A 19,440-nucleotide genomic window follows, 5' to 3' on the forward strand; every position below is an offset into this window, starting at 1 on the left:
CAACATGACAGATCTCCAGCTCTTTCCCAAGGAAAAGGTCGTAGGAATTTTCCGAGGCTTCCAACAAGGAGGCATGGAGTTCCACGCCGACCTAGTCTTGCCGTACCGGAACGAGTTCCAGAACATCCCGATGCACGGACAATTCCTACTTGTGCAATTGGAGACGCCCGATGAGGCTGTGTTAGGCCGCATCGCCTCTTTATCCTCGGAGGGCAAATTGTCTTTTGGTTCCGGCGAAGAGTTCAACATTCGCGCGGTCCGTGAGGATCGGCCGATTCCCGAAGATCTTAGGGAGCAATACCTGAAATATAGGGTTAACATCCGAGTTCTTGGCGTACTGCGGCGTAATGGCAAAGGTCTGACCTTCGTCCCGTCGCATCGACGGCTCCCGCATGTAGGCAGCAAGGTAGCCTTTCCGAGCGATGAGGTGCTACGCGAGATCGCCGGCCACAACATCAATGGGGCGCCCATCGGCCACCTAGCCTTCGGCGAGTACATATATGCAGCAGGAAACAGTTCATTTCAGTCACAAGAGTGGATGCAGGTGGTTTCTCCGGAGGTATTGGTTCGATTCCCGATAGAATCTCTTGTATCTCGCCGCAGTTTCATCTTTGCACGAGCTGGGTTTGGCAAATCCAATCTCAACAAGCTTCTTTTCTCGAAGCTTTATGAGAGAACGCCCTTCGTTACAAAACGCGCTGGCAAGCAAGTTCCCGTAGGCACCGTGATTTTCGACCCCGATGGTGAATATTTCTGGCCTGACGACAAGGGCCGTCCTGGTCTATGCGATGTTCCCGCCCTTGAGGACAAAGTTGTTGTTTTTACTGACAAGAAAAATCCAAGCCCCTTCTACCAATCGTTTGTCGCCGGCGGCATCAAGCTAGACATTCGCCGTCTACGCCCAAGCGATGTAATCGCAATTGCGCTCGGACCAGAACGTCAAGAGCAGCAAAATGTTCGGAAGTTGCGTGGGCTTCCACAGGCCAAATGGCAGGAATTGGTTGATTTGATTGATGCCAACGGCAACTCTGCAGATCTGGGTGAGCTCAAAAAGCTTCTCGATCTGCAAGACTCTCAAGAGGCTGAAGCGCTCGCTGCTAGAGGCAACATGACCACAATCGTGAAGATGCTACATGACAAAAGCAGCCAACTCATGGACATGCTGGTTCATGCGCTCTCCGAGGGGAAATTGTGTGTTATTGACGTCTCGCAGATGCGCGGTGGCCAGTCGTTGGTGCTCTCGGGTCTGATCTTGCGCCGGATCTTCGATCGGAACCAGCAGGAGTTCACAGCGGCCGATCCAAAGACCATCCCGACGATCGCAGTTGTCGAAGAGGCACAGTCGGTGTTGAACGAAAATGCACCGGCTGCCGAACCCTATATCGCCTGGGTGAAGGAGGGTCGTAAGTACGACCTTGGTGCACTGCTGATCACCCAACAGCCAGGCAGCATCCCTTCCGAGATTCTCAGTCAGGGCGACAACTGGTTTATCTTCCATTTGTTGTCGGCAGCGGATCTCACTTCACTGAAGAAAGCCAATGCCCATTTTAGCGACGATTTGTTGAGCTCTCTTCTCAACGAACCCATCCCGGGGCAAGGTGTGTTTTGGAGCTCGGTGGGAGGCAAGCCCTATCCAGTCAGCCTTCGCGCACTGTCATTCGAAAAGATGTACTCGATGCGGGACCATGACTACAACAAACCCGCCGGTCGCACTTACGCTCAGACGCTGCGCAGCATCTTCACTGAAATGAGACAGATTGCAAAGACAGCCCACAATCCCGAAACCAAAGGTACAGGCACATTGTTTCCTACAGAGGTAGAAGCAGAAGAAGCCGAACCGGTGGATGTCATGGCAAACATCGAGCAGCGGGCAATTGAAGCATTTCGGGGGGATAAAGACATCCGCCAAAAGCTAGAGTCTCCGAACGGCATGCCTTGGTATGGCGTTCAACATTTCCTGATTGACCACCTGCCAGAACACTTGGAAGACCGACGTCAGTTTGCCTACAATCTTGTCTCAAAAGCCATGACTGCTGTGTTTGGACCACAGCCCGCAGCATGGGAGACCTTTAAGAATCCGACCACGGGGAAAACGTGGATAAGGGCCAACAAGTGACCTACGGCTTTCAGCTCAGCAATACCGCCCTAAACGGGATCTGCCCCTATTTCACGATGTTCCCGCTCGACTTCCCGCTCAACATCCTGCAGCGGAAAGCACGAGGAGGCGATGTGGTGCTTGACCCCTTTTGTGGTCGTGGCACCACCAATTTCGCCGCGCGACTCGTCGGCCTGCGGTCCTTGGGTGTTGATTCCAGTCCAGTTGCCACAGCCATTGCTGCCTCCAAGCTAGTGATGGCGAGCGTCGAGGAAATCCTCGACGAAGCACGGAGGATTCTAGCCGAACGTGAGGCGAGTCACATACCGGAGGGCGAGTTTTGGCAATGGGCGTTTGATCCAACCGTGCTGGACGCGCTGTGTCGATTCCGGGAGGCATTCCTAGAGGATTGCACATCAGACGCCCGCATTGCGCTCCGCGGCATAGTCCTAGGCGCGTTGCACGGCCCAAAACAAAAGACTTTCCCTAGCTATTTCTCTAACCAATGTCCCCGCACCTACGCCCCCAAGCCTGCTTATGCTACGCGCTATTGGCGGGAGCGTGGGCTTGTACCTGAACCCATCGATGTCCTAGCCGTGATCAAACGCCGAGCGAAACGTTACTACAGCATGTCATCCGATACCACTGGAGCAGTACGATTGGCAGACAGCCGGAAGGCCGAGTCCCTCCAGCCGGAATCACCAGATACCCGCTTCAATTGGGTCATTACTTCGCCTCCGTATTACGGTATGCGGACCTACATTCCCGATCAGTGGCTCCGTAATTGGTTTGTCGGTGGCCCCGACGTTGTCAACTACACCAATTGCAATCAAATTGTTCATTCTAGCCCCGAGGAATATTCTGCGGACCTGCGTCGAGTATGGCGCAATGCAAAGAACGTTAGTGTGGAAAATGCAATAATGGTCATTCGATTCGGCGGAATCACAGACAGACGCGCCAATCCGCTGGATCTCATTAAGAGTTCCCTCAATGACAGCGGTTGGCGGATTACAACAATAAAAAAAGCGGGCACTGCAACCGAAGGGAAGCGGCAGGCTGACTCTTTCTTGCGGAAGAGGTCAACCCCTATGACCGAGTACGACATTTGGACGGTTAGGCAATAGAACTACGAATTCTAGGGTTGTTGCCACTGCGAACCGCCAACAAGTCGTTCATCTGATAGGCATCCCAGAGATGTTTGTCCTGGCCAATCGTATCGACTGGGTGGTCTTCGATCAGGAGTTCGGTGCCCTCTATTCCGAGAAAGGCCGTCCCGGCAAACCGACCCGGCCGATGGTGGGCCTGCACTACCTGAAACACGCCTTTGACGAAAGTGAGCTGAAGCATTGCACAACAATCTCTTTCACTATGGCTTGCTTTCAAAGAGCAGGTACGGCTCAAATCGGCGTTTTTGTCGCCCAGAATTGCCTTGGCGGCTCTTGTGGAACGCATAACTTCTCTAGAGCCAAGCTTTGGATGTCAATTAAGTCTCATCTGAGAGTAAGTTGCCGAGTTTTTCGGGGACGACTAGCATAGTTTGATTTTTTTGAGAAATTTTTGAGATCAAGTCCATACAATAGTCCCCAAAATGGTGTGGATTTGCATGCTACGTAGGTGATGAGGCACGGTGACTAGCCCCAAAAAAGTGCTATTGATCGTTGTCTGGGTTGGACGGTCGAAATAACCCATGAGCGTATTCTTGGTGCTTTCAGGGTGAAATATATAAATCCTGCTACAGATGCGTGATTGCCAGTGAAGGCTGGAGAGGAAATGATGACGCTAAATAAATTGGATGATTTGGAAAAAAAGGATTAGTGCCGGATCGGAATGCTCTAGGCATAGCATGAAGTGGAATCACGGTAGGCCGCCAAGCTAAATGATGGGGAGAGATAATAAATAGTTATGTGTAAGGAGGAGAAAAGAATGCGTGGAAAAATAATTCAACTTGCAATTATTTGTTTTGCTTGTTTGGCAATAACGGCATGTGAAAAATTAGCTGGCCCGAGTCCAAATGAAGTTTTGAACCAATATTTGGATGCCTGCCTAAAAGGAAGATACGAGGAATCCTATTCTTATGTGTCTGCCGCAGATAAGGCAGTAAAGGATTTACAAAGTTATCTCAAGGAAAATGAGAAAAAAAATAGTCCATTCACTGAAGCAATTGTCAGCAAGGTGTCATACAAGATTTTAAGCCTTGAAAAATCAGAAAAGACAGCTACAGCAAATGTCGAGATAACTTTGCCAGACTTTGGATCAATCTTTTCCGATGTTATGGGGGCCGCATTCAAATCGGCTTTTGGTGGTGGAGACGAAAAGGAGATGGAAAAAATATTGGCCAAAAAGTTTGAAAGTGGTGAAGTTCCACTGACAACCAAGAAAGAAACCTTCAATTTGGTAAAGGAAGAAGACGGCTGGAAGGTGTTTTTGGACTGGAAAGCCGAAAAAATTAAAAAAGAAAGACAGGCAAAGATTCAGGCACTTTTGGCTGAAGCAGAAGAGCTAAAGAAATCAAAGAAACTCCATGGGGCAGTCAAGAAATATGAACAGATTTTAGAGCTTGATTCAGAAATGGTTGACGCTAAAGAAGGTCTTAAAGAAACAAAAAAAGAGATAAAATCATTTGAGAAAAAACAAGCGTATATAAAAAAAGTAGTACTTTATGACCTAAAAGCTAGATATTACGACACATTTTTAGAAAAAAAGGTTCCAGGCGTTGAGTTTAAGATAAAAAATAAAGGCGATAAGACCCTAAAAAAAGTAGAAGTAACTGTATATTTTAAAGATGCAAATGGCACCATAATTGCCGAGGAAGATTATTATCCTGTTTTGGTCACAAAATATTCGTTCGGCGGCAATAACAAGCCACTCAAACCAAACTATATATGGCAAATGGAAAGAGGTAAATTCTATAAAGCAGATTCTGTCCCGAGTGAATGGAAAGAAGGTTCTGTTTCCGCGAAGATTACCAACATAGAATTTGAATAATGAAAACATGCACATAACAACCGCATCAACTCGGACTGGCAATTCCGCTGCGCTCCATTGCCAGCCGGTTATGCGGCCATAAGAAACCTGTTGCGCCATAAGGAGGATACAATGCCCACAAGACCTATCATGTTTGTCTTAACGGTCCTACTTCTCTTACTTCCGGCTCAAGTGCCTGCTCAAGATACTCAGTCCGAGGACATCGAGGCGGCACGGTCTGAGATGCTCAAACGCTGGAACGTTGATGGCCTCGTGAAACCGGCCGATGTAGAGTCCAAGGCAAAAGCCCTGCTTAGTCGACCGCTGTCTGAGCAGGCTGATGAGGAACTAGAAGACCTTGCCCAGCAGGCAAACGCAGCCGCCAACTTCGTAGGTTTTATTCTTGAAGGATACCAGCAGTACTACCGTGATAACTACCGGTATGATTTCGTGCAGGAAAAGGTTGCTCCATTTCATGACGCCTACGTCGTACTGTCCAATCGGCTGAAGTCATACCGGAATCAAGCCTACTTCAATCTCGGCAAGAAGGCTGCCGAGCGTGGCGATGAGATCACGGCGTTTTTTTTCTTCCGGGACGCATATCGCTTGAGTGCTTTCACTGACGACGAAGGAGATCACAAAGGTATGAGGTACAGGGCCGAGATCGAGATGAAAAAGCTTCTGGGCCTCGACGGCATGGGAACATTCGTTTACTGGAGGTAGAGAGGCGCATAATACTTATCAGGCCCCCGGCTGTTAAGAGTAAAAAAGTCCGTAAACGCAAAAGAGTAGCCGGCGAATTCAATGCGAAAAACGATTGTTTTGGCATTAGCCCTAGCGTTTCTGACCGCCCCTCCCAGCCTTGCCTCTTCTTTCTCCGGCCTGGTCGTCAAAGTCTCCGATGGCGACACTATTCAGGTTCTTGATGGTGGTCGGGCTGTCAAAATCCGCTTGGCCGAGATTGACTGCCCGGAAACCAGCCACGGCCCAAAGAAGCCCGGCCAACCCTTTGGCCAGACAGCAAAGAAATTTGTCCTCAACCTGGTGGGCGGAAAAACCGTGCGCGTCGATGTCGTCACCAGGGACCGCTATGGCCGCATCATTGGTAAGGTCTTACTTGATGATGGCACATTGTAGCCCGTGGCCCTGTTTTCGGAGACGAACTGAGGCAACCTCTCTTCGTCCAGGTCCGCAAGGGAGGGCATCCTGAGGGCCGGATCACCAGGCAGGGCGTGAACTCGGTCATTAACTATATCTGCTCGAGGCTGGTCTGAAACTGGAGGGGCTTTCCTGCCATGTCCTACGCCATACATGCGGGGCGCTGCTCTGCCAGGCGACAAGGGACATTCGGGCCGTCCAGGAAACACTCGGGCACAGCAACATTTCTACGTCTGCCGGCTATGCCCACATTGTAGAGCGTGGACAGGCGAGGTACACGCGGCAGATTCCGGTGGAGCTGAAGAGATGACAGGGAGCTTGGCAGAACAAAACGTTCTTGTACCTCTGGGGAATGGTGCGCCGAGACAATCTTGACAATGTGATAAAAAAGCGCTAACAAAAGCTTGTCATGCAGGAGGGGGGGGATTATGACACGATGAACAAAGCCGTCCGGGGAGAGATCCTTTCGGGCGGCTTTTGTTCTTTGAACTGTGAAACCGATTATAGATACTGAAGTCCATTGCCTATGGATAAGAAGTCATAGTAGGGCAATTGAAGAAAAGCACAGATTGACACTCAAAGAAACGGCAGAAAATTTTAAAAAATTAATCGCAATATTAGGGAACACAAGAAATGCAACAACCAGTAAACCAACGTCAACTATCATGGTTATCCTCCGAGAACATACTTAAGGCTGAAAGGTTTTTAGATTTTGCAGATCAAATGCAAGAAATATCGGACTTTGGTCCTATTCATAACCAGTCAATTACATTTTCGGGCGGAGTTCTTCCTATACAATTGACTGGCGACCCGAACCAGGTTCGTAACGAGTTTGAGCAAATTACTGACAAACGATTTACAACGGTGAACTTCAGAGCTGTTTTCCCAAGCAGCAATAACTTAACAGTAACTGTGACTTCCAACCTTTCATTCGGCCATGTGAATGTCACCATTCAAAATGGCACCGATGAATTAGCAGAAAAATTATTTTTATTAGCATTAGAAGCATTCCCACGCTCTACTGGCCCATCCGATCAAGAGATAGAACAACAATCTTTACGTCTTTCTGCCCTTATCAAAGAAGCAGAAAAGGCAGTCAGCGCAAGCAAGAAAGCGCAAAAAAGTAGTGACTCTGCAGAACAGCACGAACAAAATGCAAATAATTTCCTGAAAATAATACAATCGGCAAAAACTGAATCGGAAAAATTGTTAAATGAACTAAAGATGCTGTCTGAAGAAAGCTCACAAAAAGCAACTGAAATTACTAACTTTAAGAATCAGTCACAAACTAATAGGGATGCGTCACAGAAGCTCAGAGATGACATAGGTGCAATCGAAGCAAAAATAAGGGAATTCTTCAATGAAATTGAGGCAACAAAGAATACAATAAATGAGTCCAGAAACTTAGCGGACACTACGGTTAAATATTGCAAAGAAGAAACTAAAAAAATAATTACGAAAAATCAAGAATTACAAGCCGAAACAAAAGAACACTTACTGAAAGCCGTTGGTGCATCTTTGTTTAGCGCTTTTGAAAAACGCAAAAAAAGGATAGAATTTTCAAAATGGGTTTGGGCTCTCCTCACTACAGCAGCAATTGTTGCTCAAGCAGTTGTCATTATCTGGATTGCTGAACATGTGCAAACACTTCAATCAGACATCCCATTTTACAAAGCCCCTAGTTTCCTTTTACGTGTCACAGTCAGCATTCCTATCATTTTTTTCATAGGCTACTCCATACATCAATATGCAAGAGAACGTGAGTATGAAGAGCTTTACGGTTTTAAGTCATCTCTATCATTTTCTCTCTCACCATATCTTGATCTTGTTAGAAAATTAAAAGAAGAATCTGCCGATTCAAACGGAGAACATCGTCAATTTGTAATTGAAACTATAAGGCAAATTTTTGAGAATCCGCTTCCTTCAAGAGTTGAAACATCCAAAAAAGGGGCATCCGACTCAAATATATTAAAGGATCTACTAGACAGGGTAATTAAAATTATTGAAAAAGGCAGACAAAATTAATCAATCGACAATGAACGCACCCTTTCGCTATCAAGCTTTGCTTGATAGCGAAAGGGTGTAACAACAATTATTGCGGCACACAAGAATAGTCCCGCAGAGAAAGCCGACATCTGACATTATGATATAATCATGTAAATAGATTGCGATTCTATTATAAATATATCTATTGCTGAGGTCGCAGGGCTAATACATTGTCTGCTTGGATCTGTTATAAATTTGATGGCCTACAGAATAGACAAAGAACTTCATGTCGAAATTACTAGAACACCTATTGATAACTTTCAATGAAAAAGCTCGTCGTTTTGTTATTAACCCTAGCACTCCTGACAGCCCTTCCTTGCCTCGCATTTACCGGCAAGGTCATCAAAGTCTCCGACGGCGACACGATTCAGGTTCTTGATAGCGGTCAGGCAGTAAAAGTCCGCCTGGCCGAGATCGACTGCCCAGAAACCAGTCACGGGCCAAAGAAGCCTGGGCAACCGTTCGGTCAAGCCGCCAAAAAGTTCGTCCTTGACTTGGTAGGCGGCAAAACCGTCCTAGTCGATGTGGTCACCAAGGACCGCTACGGCCGTATCGTTGGCAAGGTCTTCCTTGATGACGGCACCACCCTTAACAGCCGTCTGGTGCAGGCCGGTCTTGCCTGGGCATATCGCCGGTACGCAAACGACCCCGCTCTATTCAAGCTTGAAGCAGAAGCCAGAGCAGCCAAACGGGGTCTTTGGTCCGACCCGCACCCGATCCCACCGTGGGAATGGAGGCATGGCGCCGGATGGGGAAAAGCGAAACGGACATCTCAATCTTCCACGGTTTCGTCAGGCCGGTGTGGACAGAAGAGATATTGCCGGGAGATGGTGTCGTGCGAAGAGGCGATGTTCTACCTGAACCAGTGCGGCCTGACCCGGCTGGACAGAGACGGGGATGGGATTCCGTGTGAGTCAATTTGCCGCTGAATCGGCGGATACCTTCCCCCCTTCTACGTGGCCCAGTCAAGCGCCGGGCTTTTTCTTTGTGGGTTCCCCTCTGTGTTATATATTCTGGTAAAGAGTTAATCTTCGACACCGAAACGTCCGATACCACGGAAAGGAGGGCGTCATGTCGATCCTGAACATGCTGAAAAAATTCCGGCTGCCGGCCTTTGATGACGAATTCGTCCAGGACCCGGTGGACAAGCACCTGGACAATCGCACGGACGAAGAGCTGCTTCGCGCCAAGGCGCTGAATGATATGCACCGGTATCAGGAACGGGAGAAGTTTCTGCGGGAGAATGCGGAAGCCATCCAAGAGGCGACGGAAGAGGCTATGGAGGATTTTTCCAGACAAAACGATCCAACTTATCCTGGTTCGCTAGCATATCTTTACCGAGAGGATGAATATTAAGCCCCCGAATCTTAGGGGGCTTTTCCAGGTTACCAGTCCAGCTTTTTCAACATTTCTTCAAGCCTCTTCTGCTCCTTCTCCGTCATCCTGAACGTTGATCGGGGCGGCCTGTTCGCGTCGAACACCGACCCGCCCCGTAGCGGCTGCCACCGCTCCGGAGCCTGCTCCCCTGGACCCTGCGGGTCCAGGCCTGGCATGTTCCTGGCGTCCGGCTCCTGCGGCTGTGAAACAAACGGGCTGGCCGCGTCCCGCCCAAGCTGCTTGAGCGGATTCGAGCCAAAATCGAAACTGCCGTTGTCCTGGTAGATCTGGTCTATGACGCCACGCCGCACTTCCCGGCGCTGCTGTGCCTTCTCAGGATCAGGCCCGTTCAATCCCTGTCTTGGATCGCTGAAAGAATTGTCACCAACCGCCGCATTTGCCCGGTCGACAACGCCGGAGCCTTCCTGCCGGTGGCCTTCGATTCCCGCACCAACCCTGTTCCTGATACTGGCAATATCACGCATCACATGGTTGCCTGTCTGCGGAGTGTCCAGGTAGTCGTCGTAGCGCCTCCGCACCCAGGTGTTGATGTCGCCCGCCAGGGAGTCCTGCCCCTCACCGGAGCCGGTGCGCTGCCTGTTCATGTCGTCGAGAACGCGCATCCGGGTTTCGTTGCTGACCTCGCCATAGTCACTTCGCGCCCGGTCGTCGACGTATGCCTTCATCAGATCCATTGTCACGCCAGTTGAAGTCGTGTCGCGGGTCATCGCCTCTCGCACATGGGACCAGCCTTCAGCGGCATTATCCCGCGCGGCGGAGGACACTGCATAGTCCCTGCCGGCGGATGTTCGCAGTGTCCTGGCAATCGCGTCCTCCCGGATGCCGGCAATTTCCTGAGACAGCGCCTTGATTTCAGATTCACTGGCAGTAAATTCCGCTGTTTTGCCGTCTTTGCCAGCCAAACGATACATCCCTTCTCCCGAAGGGGTTATCCTCACGGTCCCAAGCGTCAACGCTGAAAGCAGGGCTTCCCCTGTCTTTCCGAGTCCGATCTTGACACCAGCAGCCACCATTTTTTCTCTTGTCTCTGCCTTCACCTGCTTGAACGCAGACCCGTCCTCAACCTTCTGCTGCACGGAATCGGCAATCCTATCGGAAACCGCCTCCCGGTAGCTCCGGGCCTCATCGCTGGTTATGGCATCCCTGTTCACTTCCTGCCAGTGCTGCGACCAGCCCCTGTCCGTGGCCAGGCTGTGCGCTCCCTTCTCTATGGCGGCTTCCTGGTACGCCTTGCCGAAGGTGGCCGACAGCCCCTGGGCGTTGACATGGGTCGTCACCTGCCCGTCCGGGCCTGTCGTCTCCGTGATCGTGCCGGCCGCCCCCACAAAGGTCGTTGTCTGGCCAACCACCTCCCCGCCCTGGGTCCGGACGCTGCTCTTCCGGGTCCAGCCGTTGGCAAGTGTGGTCTGGGATGTCTCCGTCCCGACGCCTCCTGCCCCGACGTTGTAGTGGATCGGGTTCCCCTGCATGTCCGTGAAGGTATCGGACCGATACTTGCCGTCCAGCGCCTGCATACCGGCTCCACCATAGGGATCGCCGGCCCCGATACGTCCCATCTCCTGCAGGGCCCGCACCTTCTGTTCGTGCGCTGTCGCTGCCGCCGTCTCCTGCATCATCTTGAGCTTGGCGGCGTGCTGCATTCCCTCATAGCCCCAGCCCCACTTGTGGGTGTTGGCCATGTCCTGGGTGGGGATGGCCTCGACGTTGGACCTGATGGCCGCCGCCCGGCCGGACGGGTCCATCGTGACGCGGGCTGCCTGGAGTCCGGCGCCCTGGATCTGCCCCATCAGGTTGCCCGCCATCGAGGCCAGGGCGTGGCCACCGAACTTGACCAGCATCCCGGTCATGACCGTGGCCAGCATCAGCCCCGAGCTGCGGATGATGGCGAACATACCTAAGACCTTCACCAGCTCGCCCGGCGCGAAGAAGAACGCGTCCATCGCGAAGGCGTTCGCCGTGTTCCCGATACTCGCCAGATCGGCCAGGGCTCTGCCGGCATAGTCGATGGCGTAGCTGTGCAGGAAGGCGTCAATCACACCCCAGGACACCAGCCAGATCATCGTGCCCAGAAAGAGGCTGAGCGCACGGCCAAGCAGCGGCGTCGGGAGAAACAGGGCAATGAACGGAGTCAGCCCGAGAGCGATGGCAGTCAGGACGCCCTTCAGGATGGGCAGCCATTCGTTCGTGGCCACCAGGGTTCCGCCGGCGTTGGTGATCAGCTTGTAGTTGGTCAGGCTGGCGGTGTCCCCGGTCAGGAAAATCTGGTGCAGCCGGGCGGCGATAAACTTCTGACGGGCAAAGTCCGTGAGATTGACGCCCGTCAGCCCCAGATCGTCCAGCACGCCCTCGATGGCGACCCGGCACTGCTGTTTCGAGCTGGCCACGGACACGTCGAAGCCGATCTCCGAACAGACGGAATTGATCGCCTTCTCGAAGGTGGCGATGTTGTTCAGCACAGGCAGGATGTACCTGCTCCAGGCGTCTGCGCAGTTCGCCTGCATCCCCTTAGGGCTGCTGGCGGTGTAGACCGTGGTCGGGATCGCCGGATTGGCCGCCTTGCCGAAGGACACCCGGAAGTCCGCGCTCTCCCGCCGCAGCTCCTGCACCGTCAGTTGCGAATACGGCGAATCGACCTCGAAAGCGACACAGGTGTCGATGTAGGTATTGATGTTGTCCATCAGGTAGGTGTCGTCCGGGATGACGCTCCTGCCGACCAGCTTCAGCAGCCCCATGTAGCCGGTTCCGCCGGCCTGGTAGGTGTAGCTTTTCGGATCGGAGGATGTCTCGATGATCTCCACCAGCCCCTGCTCGATGCTGTTCAGGACGTGGGACACCATGATGACTCCCACGGGCACGCCCGGCACCGGCATGTAGCGGTTGGTCTTGGTCGAGTAGACGTGCATCGTCCCGGTCGGAACCACCATGCCCAGGTAGACCAGGCACCCGATGAAGATTGGCACCAGCCAGCCGATGGGAGACATCCGCGCCCCGGTTCCCGCCCGGACCAGCACGTTGATGACGCCAAGTAGCAGCCCAAGCACGACGACCGAGTAGAGCAGTGCCCTGTATCCGCCATCGGAAAAGATCAGGGCGATCCGCTGGAAGCCCGACACAACCGCGTCGAAGCCCCCGTAGGTGTAAAATTCCCCGTCCAGCGCGAACGCCGAGACGGGGAACAGGACAAGAACCGCAACCGCGAAAAGCATCCGTTTCCTCATGGCTCTCCCCATCCTCCACGAACCGGGGCACAAACCCACCCTTTGTAGTTGAAGGGATTCTGCCGGTCCTCGAAGCAGAAAAGCGGCTCCACCAGCGTGTAGGCTCCCGGGACGTATTTCCGGTTCTTCGCCGCCCGGTAGCCCCGCAGGTATTCCTCGTAAACGAAACGCTCCCTTGCCAGGGTCGACATGCCGGCCAGGCGCTGGTCCAGCATGATCTGGCGGTAGTAGCTGTTGTTCAGGATGACCTCGCTCTGCCGCTCAATTCTTCTGGCCCTGGCGGCCTCGCCGGTTTTCTCTTCCCAGTCCGGGTCTTCCGGGCAGACAACATCCATTTCCCGGCGGCCGACTTCGACGAACTGGCACTCGCCCCGTCTGGCCCGCTGCTTTCGCATCTCCTGCCTGAAGTCGTGGACGATCTTGATGTCCTGGATGCCACTACACCCGGAAAGAAACAGCGCAACCGCCAGCAGACAGCCCATGAACCGATACATCTTCTTTTCCCCCTTCCCTATGTCGTCACCAGGCTCAGCGGCGGCCTGGCGTGTTTGCCTTCGGCCAGCCCGAGAACAACCCGGACAGCGTGCAGCACCTTCCTTTCCTTCTCGCCGGCGAAAAGCCCTTCCACGGTTTCCCGGACCTGCCGGAGAAGAAAATGCGGATGCAGGATCTCCCGGCGATAGGGGCGGTCGTCCATCAGGGCGGCGAGGGTGTCCGCCACCTGGATGATCCGGGCCTCGAAGCAGACTTCCCTGGTTCCCAGCGGATACCCGGTCCCGTCCGGTTTTTCATGGTGCTGGAGAACGACCTGCTTGAACGTTTCGAGGACGGTTCCCTGGCAGAACTGGCCGCCCCAGATCGGATGCAGCTCCATGACGCCGCGCTCCGTGTCGTCCAGCGGACCGGACTTGAGCAGGATGGCGTCCGGCAGGAAGAGCTTTCCGGCGTCGTGCAGCAACCCGGCGATATGGGCCTGCTGCGGGTCGTAGTCCCGCCAGAGATCGCCGGCCACCACCAGTTGCTGCGCCAGCCGGCCGGTCACCATTGAGTGGTTGTACAGGCTGGCACTTCTCGCATAGAGGGACTTCAGGACAACATCGACAATCTCACTCAACATGCACCAGCCCCGCCTTGATCAGTTTCCGGTTTCTGATGGTCGCCAGCACCATCGAAACCGTTGGAATCAGGATGAACACCAGCGTGACACCGACGACGAACCATGCCGAAGTCAGAAGCACCGGCTTGAAGTCGTAGATCCACGAGTAGGCCGACATGACGAAACGGCGTGGCAGGTGCGCCTTGTACAGCAGTTGCGCTCCCTTCACCATGTTCGCGTCGGACAGGACGACAAAATAGAGGAAGTGGAATCCGAGAAACGCCAGGATCGCCTTCAGGATCGATCCGGCCACCACTCCGCCGAGAAGGTTCCTGATCATCGACCTGGTGTAGCTTCCGATGAACTTGGTGCAGGCGTAGGCAAGGAAAATCGCAAATCCGATGGAATAGCCGACCGCCAGCATGAAGGCGAACACCAGGTCGAACCTGGACGGGTCGGCGTCTCCGAAGATCGGGATGTACCGCTCGACCACGCCAATCGCTATCGGGGTCAGCAGGGCCGAAATCAGGCCGGAAAGAAACGAACTGCGGAACCCGACCTCGAAGAACTCCAGCCGCTGCTTGGTGGTCAGGAAGGTGTCCCGGATTATTGCGCCGCCAAGCTCGTTGGCAAAGCTCTGTTCGATAAAGGAAATCGCCTCCAGAAAGCCCTTTGGATGAATCTCCTGGCCGTCCGGCATGGGCATGATGTCCGTGGTGCCAGTGTCTTTCCCCATTGAGTCCTCCTAGCGGGCCAGAAGCCCAAGAAACCGCATGAACGCCGCGCCATAGGCCAGAGAACCGGCCCCGACGAAGGTCCAGAACCCGAGAATCCAGTTGCGTCGGCGCACACCGAACCAGAACGACAGCACAAGCAGCAGGCTGGCGAAGGTGCGGCTCCAGATGCCGAGGAAAAGCGTTGCGAACAGGGTCTGCCAGAAGGTGGCGTATTCGCCGGCGCTCACGTGGGTCAGCGGGTTGATGTTGGCGAACCAGTCCATAACGACGCCTCCTAGAAAAGACCGATGGCGCGGTACTCGAAATCCCGCTTGTCCACCAGGCCGAAATACCGCGAATCGAAACTGTCCATGTTGTCGGCGGCCATGTACGCCCTGCCGGGGGGAATGACACCCTCGAACCGAAGCGCACGCAGCATCTGTCCGGTGTGGCTGCGCTCTTTCACCCGGCCAAGGAACTCGTTGCCGCAGTAGATGTCCCGGCCTCTCGGCCCACGGTGGCTGATGACTTCCCCTTCGTCGCAGGCCAGCCGCTTCACTGCCCGGATGAAGCCCTTTTCGTCCTTCAGGTCCACCGGCAACGGGACTCCCTGTAGCCGCCTGGTGTCGAGACGGAAGACGACGTAATCTCCCTTCCGCGCGTTGTGGACATCATCGAGCCAGAGAACCCGGTAGGAGATGGACGGAGTAATGGAAATGAACAGGTGACGGATGATGTAGGTGCCAAGAAAAAGGGCCGACACAAGCCCAAGAGCCAGCCCCCGGCGTTCCCGGACGAAATCCCGCAGCCAGGTCACGGCTTCAGCACCTCGATGTTCCGAACAACAACATCGCCGAGAATGACGGAGTGGTTTTCGGGAATCCGGTCAACGAACGCTTCCAGCTCGTTCATGCGCCGGTTCAGATCGTCCTCGCTGATCCTGCCGTTCAGGTAGTCATCCTTCTGTTGCTGCAGGAAACCCTTGAGATCGACCGCGACGATCTTCTGGGCGTAGTGCTGGTCGTAGTACCAGACGGTCCCAACCGCCGTTGCCAGACTGGTCAGCAGACAGAGAAAAAAGACCTGGACCGGCCCCATTGCGCGAGGGAGGGGGGAAAAACTCGCGGGGGCCGGTCCAGCCTCCATTGAGGTAAAGTGAGGGTGGGTTGTCCGGTCCTGATGGTCACCACTCATCCGGATCTCCTTTCGAGGCTCCCTACCCTTGTATTGCCGAAGGGGGGAATCTCTCAGCGATTCCAGAAAAGAACGGTGACCGTCTCGTCAAAGAAGCAGGCGGACTTTTTCCAGAGAGATATAACTATTTATATTATTTTCAGTTTTTCCAGAAAACTTTTTCAGCGATTCCAGAGTTTGCCCTTCCAAGCCTTTGCCAAAAGGCGTCCTTTCTTCGCCCGTTCTTGATGAGAGCCCGCAAAGAAGCTACGCTGTCCATTGTTGACAGGACGAAAGGGGAAGGCCCGGAAAACGATTCATCGTGTGGCCAATGTATGGTAGGCCACCCAGGAAATCGCGGGTGAAGAGTAAAAGCCCAAGAAAGCCCTGACCCGAGAGCCGAGGCCGTTTATGTCGCAAAGCAAGGAACAGATTCTGGAAGAATTCCAGCAGCGCCGCCAGGCCTTCGATCAACTCTGCCAGCGCATGTGGAACGACCAGGTTCCATCTTACGAAGCCTTCAACTGCTGCACCTGTCCGGTGTGCGGTTATCCCACTCTCTCGGAACGCGGCAACTATGACTTATGTTTCCTCTGTGATTGGGAAGATGACGGACAGGACGACGATGAGGCCGACAAGGTCTGGGGCGGGCCGAACGGTGACTATTCCCTGACAGAAGCGCGGCTGAACTTTGCACGTTACGGGTGCATGTACCGTCCCGGTGAGCCGGACTTTGATCGCGTCAAAGAGAACCGTGAGGAAAACAGGACATTGATTCATCTTTTCCATAGGATGCTGGAATCTCGCGACTCCCCGGACCTTCCAGAACGGGTGATTGAGGTCAAACGCTTCTTGGGGTTGCCAACAAACCTGGCGGAGTATCTGGGCAGGCAAGCACTCACTTACAAGCAACGCAAAAGAGTAATTAGTGACGACAGATGGCTTGGACACCCGGTATGGGAAGGCACCAGCTTGCATGGTGGCTGGATAACTCCGGATTCAGCCCTGTACCATTTAGAGTTGCTGTCTGATCGCATGGAGGAAACCTGCGACCGTTGCCGGGAGAAAATGCCGGGGAAGTTTAATCGCCAACCGTGCGCTGTCTGCGGGATGCCGACCCTGAAAAAGGGAGACACCAGACCTTGCAGATTATGCGGCTGGGCAGAGCAGACAATCCAGAGCCATGAAGACCAAGAGGGGGCTTCAAGGCTTGAAACGGCACGCCTTAATTTTGCCAAGTACCTGACCTCTTTTGGACCGGAAGACGAACCGGCTTTCAGCCGGAGCCAGGATAACCTCCTGAAGAAATGCCTCCTGATTCGCGCCTACCTGGGACTCGTCGAAGGGCCTTCTATGAACCTCCGGATGCTCGATGAAGTCATAAAGCTGGAGAAGGAAGTTTTTGGCGCGGAAGACCGCTAGACAAAGAGCCTGTTCTGGCAGATCCAAACCTGACGGCTCAACCTGCCAGGCGTTCATGGACAGGCTTGTGCTGGATTGGTCAGGAGGGCTTTATCTGGGGCGAATACCGGGAGATACTGCAACAGCTACCAGCATCTGCCTTCCTCCCTGAAGGCGGGGCGACAGCAGGAAATTTTCGGCGTTGCCTGTGGCGCCATCGACCCTATGGTCGATGCCGGTATGGTGGGGAGTAGCCGGCCACCCACCCCACCTGCTTCTACTACTCATCTGCCATCAATGCTGTGATGTTCTTCAGTGGGCACTGTGTGACACGGTGAAATTCCCCCGGCCGTACCACTCGCTTTGCGGGGATGGCCATGCGGGGTTGCCGCTTCAGGCGGATTGGGGGCCCCGCCACAGTGCCTCTTTCCTCTCTCTATGGCCGAAACACCAACCAATTTATCAGTGAAGGCAGCCTCTAGAGTCCAGTGGCAATTGACAGGTTCTAAGAAATTTTTTAGGCTGGGCACCAACTACCGCTTGTCGGGCAGGAAATCTTGGAGGGGGGATATCCGCACTTCAGCCAATCTAAATCTTTGAACCCATAGCCCTCCTAACTATAAACAGAGAAACAAAGATAACTCAAAGGAAACCAATTGTGTCTAGACATTCCATCACTCTAAAACGCGATGGTGTATGCGGATTTTTATCAAATCAGAGCATTGGCACTGATGCTCTAAATGCTCTCCGAAGAATCCCTGGGATTGAAGATCTAGAAATTATTTCCGAGTCAGAAGAAAAGGTTGAAATCAGATACACTTGGAATGGCAAAGGGAAATTTTGGGAAACAAATGACATTCTTTTAAAACATGGATTAGTTCGTGCGGACAGCAAATAAAACATCACCAACCAACTAAGAACCATTGTTTAAACTTTATAACCAAAAAAAGGAGCGGCCATGAAGTTTTTATTGGCTTTATTGATCGCTTTAATTAGTGTTAAGTCAGCACACTCAGAAGAGTCTATCATTTTTCACGGAAAGAAACTATATATCGGGGAAGAAAAGAACCAAGTATTAAACAAGCTTGACAATATATGCAATTTCAACACCACGCCTGATGGCATTTATTTATGCAAAAACAATAAAGGCGAATACCTTGGCAACATTCAATTTATATACAACAAAACAATATCAATAAGCGTAAACCAATATGTAGCCCATGAACATGACTTGTCTCAAGGGATAAAAAAATATATTGAACTCCTTTCAAGCAATAGTATCGATCTTGGCAAAATCGAAACCACTACCCATCACCTACCTGCTGGCACAATAGAAACACTAAGCATAACAACAGGCAACAGGAGCTACTCTCTACAAATAGTAGAAACCAAAGAAAAAACAATCGTTTATATCAAGGAACACCTATTCGGCAATCTAAAATGACGATACAGTATATTTTTTATTCAGCTCCTATGCCCTCAATCAAAAGGCTGCCTACTTCGCTCAAAAACTTCTTCAAGGCATACCCCAGACTCACATCGCCATAAACCGTCAGCGGCTCTTTCCCCTCCCGGTCGAGAGTGATGGCCGGCACCTGCCGGATACCAAACCGGCGAAACTTCTCCGGGTCGACGGTCACCGACACCGGCCAGGCATCGCACTGACCGGTCGACAGGTCGCAGGACGAATCCACCTTCAGAATGTCCCCTATCAGCCTGGCGGTCGGCCCGATTTTCCCGGCCCCGCCAACGAATCCCCGGAACACCATCACCGCGTCATATCCCTCCAGAGCGGCCATGTCGGCGGCATAGTTCCGCAGGGTCTGCAACGGAACCGAAGAAGAGACGAAAACATACACAGAACGGCCTAACGTCTTCCCGTGGCCATCATCCCCCCTGTCCGCCTCCGGTTGCCCCTCCAGGCCCAGAATTTCGCGGATTCTGGCCTGCTCCCGTTTCAGTTTCCGCTGGTACTCCGGGGAACGATACAGGGAAAGCAGCCGGTCCACCCTCTGCCGGATCTCCGGGGAGATTTCCACCTCCGGTTTGTCCAGATCCATCTTCGTCGCCCGGTCCCGCAACCCGGCCGCCTGTTCCTCCAGAGACGCCGCAACGGCGGACGACAGAACCGACAGCACCATCAGCGCGGCAAGCAATCCCTTCACGTCCAGCCCT

Annotated in this window: 20 protein-coding genes and 1 pseudogene; 13 read left to right on the forward strand and 8 right to left on the reverse strand. The window is 53.0% G+C overall.

Annotated elements, in window-relative coordinates:
- The first annotated feature begins 4 nt into the window (after positions 1–4).
- The 10 genes and pseudogenes from EDC39_RS11870 to EDC39_RS11915 all read left to right on the forward strand — a co-directional run bounded on the left by EDC39_RS11870 (position 5) and on the right by EDC39_RS11915 (position 9,619).
- A complete protein-coding gene (locus EDC39_RS11870; RefSeq protein WP_148896610.1) occupies positions 5–2,116 on the forward strand; it encodes an ATP-binding protein in 2,112 nt (703 codons plus the stop codon).
- Complete coding sequence (locus EDC39_RS11875; RefSeq protein ID WP_222862881.1) at positions 2,113–3,219, forward strand: DNA methyltransferase; 1,107 nt, start codon at positions 2,113–2,115, stop codon at positions 3,217–3,219. The genes EDC39_RS11870 and EDC39_RS11875 overlap by 4 nt, the downstream gene beginning before the upstream one ends.
- Positions 3,220–3,286: 67 nt before the next feature.
- Positions 3,287–3,433: pseudogene (locus tag EDC39_RS15960) on the forward strand (IS5/IS1182 family transposase); the annotation flags it as partial.
- Between the two features lie 585 nt (positions 3,434–4,018).
- Complete coding sequence (locus EDC39_RS11885) at positions 4,019–5,080, forward strand: hypothetical protein (protein ID WP_148896612.1); 1,062 nt, start codon at positions 4,019–4,021, stop codon at positions 5,078–5,080.
- 111 nt (positions 5,081–5,191) lie between these two features.
- A complete protein-coding gene (locus EDC39_RS11890; protein ID WP_148896613.1) occupies positions 5,192–5,782 on the forward strand; it encodes a hypothetical protein in 591 nt (196 codons plus the stop codon).
- Positions 5,783–5,863: 81 nt separating this feature from the next.
- Positions 5,864–6,196 (forward strand): thermonuclease family protein, encoded by a 333-nt coding sequence (locus tag EDC39_RS11895; RefSeq protein ID WP_148896614.1) that lies wholly within the window; start codon positions 5,864–5,866, stop codon positions 6,194–6,196.
- Positions 6,197–6,380: 184 nt separating this feature from the next.
- Positions 6,381–6,527, forward strand: a complete 147-nt coding sequence (locus EDC39_RS15965; protein ID WP_407925439.1) for a hypothetical protein — start codon at positions 6,381–6,383, stop codon at positions 6,525–6,527.
- A 323-nt stretch (positions 6,528–6,850) separates the two neighbouring features.
- Positions 6,851–8,242, forward strand: coding sequence for a hypothetical protein (locus EDC39_RS11905; RefSeq protein WP_148896615.1), 1,392 nt, complete (start codon positions 6,851–6,853; stop codon positions 8,240–8,242).
- A 284-nt stretch (positions 8,243–8,526) separates the two neighbouring features.
- A complete protein-coding gene (locus tag EDC39_RS11910) occupies positions 8,527–9,192 on the forward strand; it encodes a thermonuclease family protein (RefSeq protein ID WP_148896616.1) in 666 nt (221 codons plus the stop codon).
- A gap of 142 nt (positions 9,193–9,334) precedes the next feature.
- Positions 9,335–9,619, forward strand: a complete 285-nt coding sequence (locus EDC39_RS11915) for a hypothetical protein (RefSeq protein WP_148896617.1) — start codon at positions 9,335–9,337, stop codon at positions 9,617–9,619.
- A 29-nt stretch (positions 9,620–9,648) separates the two neighbouring features.
- Here EDC39_RS11915 and EDC39_RS11920 read toward each other — a convergent pair whose 3' ends face one another.
- The 7 genes from EDC39_RS11920 to EDC39_RS11950 are packed head-to-tail and all read right to left on the reverse strand — an operon-like array spanning position 9,649 to position 15,885.
- Complete coding sequence (locus tag EDC39_RS11920) at positions 9,649–12,879, reverse strand: conjugal transfer protein TraG N-terminal domain-containing protein (protein WP_187426782.1); 3,231 nt, start codon at positions 12,877–12,879, stop codon at positions 9,649–9,651.
- Positions 12,876–13,373 (reverse strand): hypothetical protein, encoded by a 498-nt coding sequence (locus tag EDC39_RS11925; RefSeq protein WP_148896619.1) that lies wholly within the window; start codon positions 13,371–13,373, stop codon positions 12,876–12,878. The genes EDC39_RS11920 and EDC39_RS11925 overlap by 4 nt, the downstream gene beginning before the upstream one ends.
- 17 nt (positions 13,374–13,390) lie before the next feature.
- Positions 13,391–13,996, reverse strand: a complete 606-nt coding sequence (locus EDC39_RS11930) for an HD-GYP domain-containing protein (protein WP_148896620.1) — start codon at positions 13,994–13,996, stop codon at positions 13,391–13,393.
- Positions 13,986–14,711 (reverse strand): hypothetical protein, encoded by a 726-nt coding sequence (locus tag EDC39_RS11935; protein ID WP_148896621.1) that lies wholly within the window; start codon positions 14,709–14,711, stop codon positions 13,986–13,988. Before EDC39_RS11935 ends, EDC39_RS11930 begins: the two co-directional genes overlap by 11 nt.
- 9 nt (positions 14,712–14,720) lie before the next feature.
- Positions 14,721–14,975 carry a hypothetical protein gene (locus tag EDC39_RS11940; protein WP_148896622.1) on the reverse strand — a complete coding sequence of 85 codons (255 nt, stop codon included), beginning with the start codon at positions 14,973–14,975 and terminating at the stop codon, positions 14,721–14,723.
- Between the two features lie 11 nt (positions 14,976–14,986).
- Positions 14,987–15,508 carry a S26 family signal peptidase gene (locus EDC39_RS11945; RefSeq protein WP_148896623.1) on the reverse strand — a complete coding sequence of 174 codons (522 nt, stop codon included), beginning with the start codon at positions 15,506–15,508 and terminating at the stop codon, positions 14,987–14,989.
- On the reverse strand, positions 15,505–15,885 hold the full coding sequence (locus EDC39_RS11950) for a hypothetical protein (protein WP_187426783.1): 381 nt from the start codon (positions 15,883–15,885) through the stop codon (positions 15,505–15,507). The genes EDC39_RS11945 and EDC39_RS11950 overlap by 4 nt, the downstream gene beginning before the upstream one ends.
- A 390-nt stretch (positions 15,886–16,275) precedes the next feature.
- Here EDC39_RS11950 and EDC39_RS11955 point away from each other — a divergent pair, with 390 nt between their 5' ends.
- The 3 genes from EDC39_RS11955 to EDC39_RS11965 all read left to right on the forward strand — a co-directional run bounded on the left by EDC39_RS11955 (position 16,276) and on the right by EDC39_RS11965 (position 18,709).
- Positions 16,276–17,286 carry a CPCC family cysteine-rich protein gene (locus EDC39_RS11955; protein WP_246140251.1) on the forward strand — a complete coding sequence of 337 codons (1,011 nt, stop codon included), beginning with the start codon at positions 16,276–16,278 and terminating at the stop codon, positions 17,284–17,286.
- Between the two features lie 637 nt (positions 17,287–17,923).
- Complete coding sequence (locus tag EDC39_RS11960) at positions 17,924–18,163, forward strand: hypothetical protein (protein ID WP_148896625.1); 240 nt, start codon at positions 17,924–17,926, stop codon at positions 18,161–18,163.
- A 60-nt stretch (positions 18,164–18,223) separates the two neighbouring features.
- Positions 18,224–18,709 (forward strand): hypothetical protein, encoded by a 486-nt coding sequence (locus tag EDC39_RS11965; protein ID WP_148896626.1) that lies wholly within the window; start codon positions 18,224–18,226, stop codon positions 18,707–18,709.
- Between the two features lie 16 nt (positions 18,710–18,725).
- Here the strand turns inward: EDC39_RS11965 and EDC39_RS11970 are convergent, their stop codons facing one another.
- A complete protein-coding gene (locus EDC39_RS11970; RefSeq protein ID WP_148896627.1) occupies positions 18,726–19,430 on the reverse strand; it encodes a type-F conjugative transfer system pilin assembly protein TrbC in 705 nt (234 codons plus the stop codon).
- Between the last annotated feature and the right edge of the window lie 10 nt (positions 19,431–19,440).

It is taken from the genome of Geothermobacter ehrlichii (assembly GCF_008124615.1).
GTDB classification, from domain to species: Bacteria; Desulfobacterota; Desulfuromonadia; order Desulfuromonadales; family Geothermobacteraceae; genus Geothermobacter; species Geothermobacter ehrlichii.

Bases quoted from the DNA above. Each gene is read 5' to 3' on its own strand.
- EDC39_RS11955 (WP_246140251.1), top strand. From the start codon at position 16,276: ATGTCGCAAAGCAAGGAACAGATTCTGGAAGAATTCCAGCAGCGCCGC.
- EDC39_RS11935 (WP_148896621.1), bottom strand. From the start codon at position 14,711: ATGGGGAAAGACACTGGCACCACGGACATCATGCCCATGCCGGACGGC.
- EDC39_RS11915 (WP_148896617.1), top strand. From the start codon at position 9,335: ATGTCGATCCTGAACATGCTGAAAAAATTCCGGCTGCCGGCCTTTGAT.
- EDC39_RS11910 (WP_148896616.1), top strand. From the start codon at position 8,527: ATGAAAAAGCTCGTCGTTTTGTTATTAACCCTAGCACTCCTGACAGCC.
- EDC39_RS11940 (WP_148896622.1), bottom strand. From the start codon at position 14,975: ATGGACTGGTTCGCCAACATCAACCCGCTGACCCACGTGAGCGCCGGC.
- EDC39_RS11895 (WP_148896614.1), top strand. From the start codon at position 5,864: ATGCGAAAAACGATTGTTTTGGCATTAGCCCTAGCGTTTCTGACCGCC.
- EDC39_RS11920 (WP_187426782.1), bottom strand. From the start codon at position 12,879: ATGAGGAAACGGATGCTTTTCGCGGTTGCGGTTCTTGTCCTGTTCCCC.
- EDC39_RS11965 (WP_148896626.1), top strand. From the start codon at position 18,224: ATGAAGTTTTTATTGGCTTTATTGATCGCTTTAATTAGTGTTAAGTCA.
- EDC39_RS11885 (WP_148896612.1), top strand. From the start codon at position 4,019: ATGCGTGGAAAAATAATTCAACTTGCAATTATTTGTTTTGCTTGTTTG.
- EDC39_RS11930 (WP_148896620.1), bottom strand. From the start codon at position 13,996: ATGTTGAGTGAGATTGTCGATGTTGTCCTGAAGTCCCTCTATGCGAGA.
- EDC39_RS11905 (WP_148896615.1), top strand. From the start codon at position 6,851: ATGCAACAACCAGTAAACCAACGTCAACTATCATGGTTATCCTCCGAG.
- EDC39_RS11925 (WP_148896619.1), bottom strand. From the start codon at position 13,373: ATGTATCGGTTCATGGGCTGTCTGCTGGCGGTTGCGCTGTTTCTTTCC.
- EDC39_RS11870 (WP_148896610.1), top strand. From the start codon at position 5: ATGACAGATCTCCAGCTCTTTCCCAAGGAAAAGGTCGTAGGAATTTTC.
- EDC39_RS11890 (WP_148896613.1), top strand. From the start codon at position 5,192: ATGCCCACAAGACCTATCATGTTTGTCTTAACGGTCCTACTTCTCTTA.
- EDC39_RS11950 (WP_187426783.1), bottom strand. From the start codon at position 15,885: ATGAGTGGTGACCATCAGGACCGGACAACCCACCCTCACTTTACCTCA.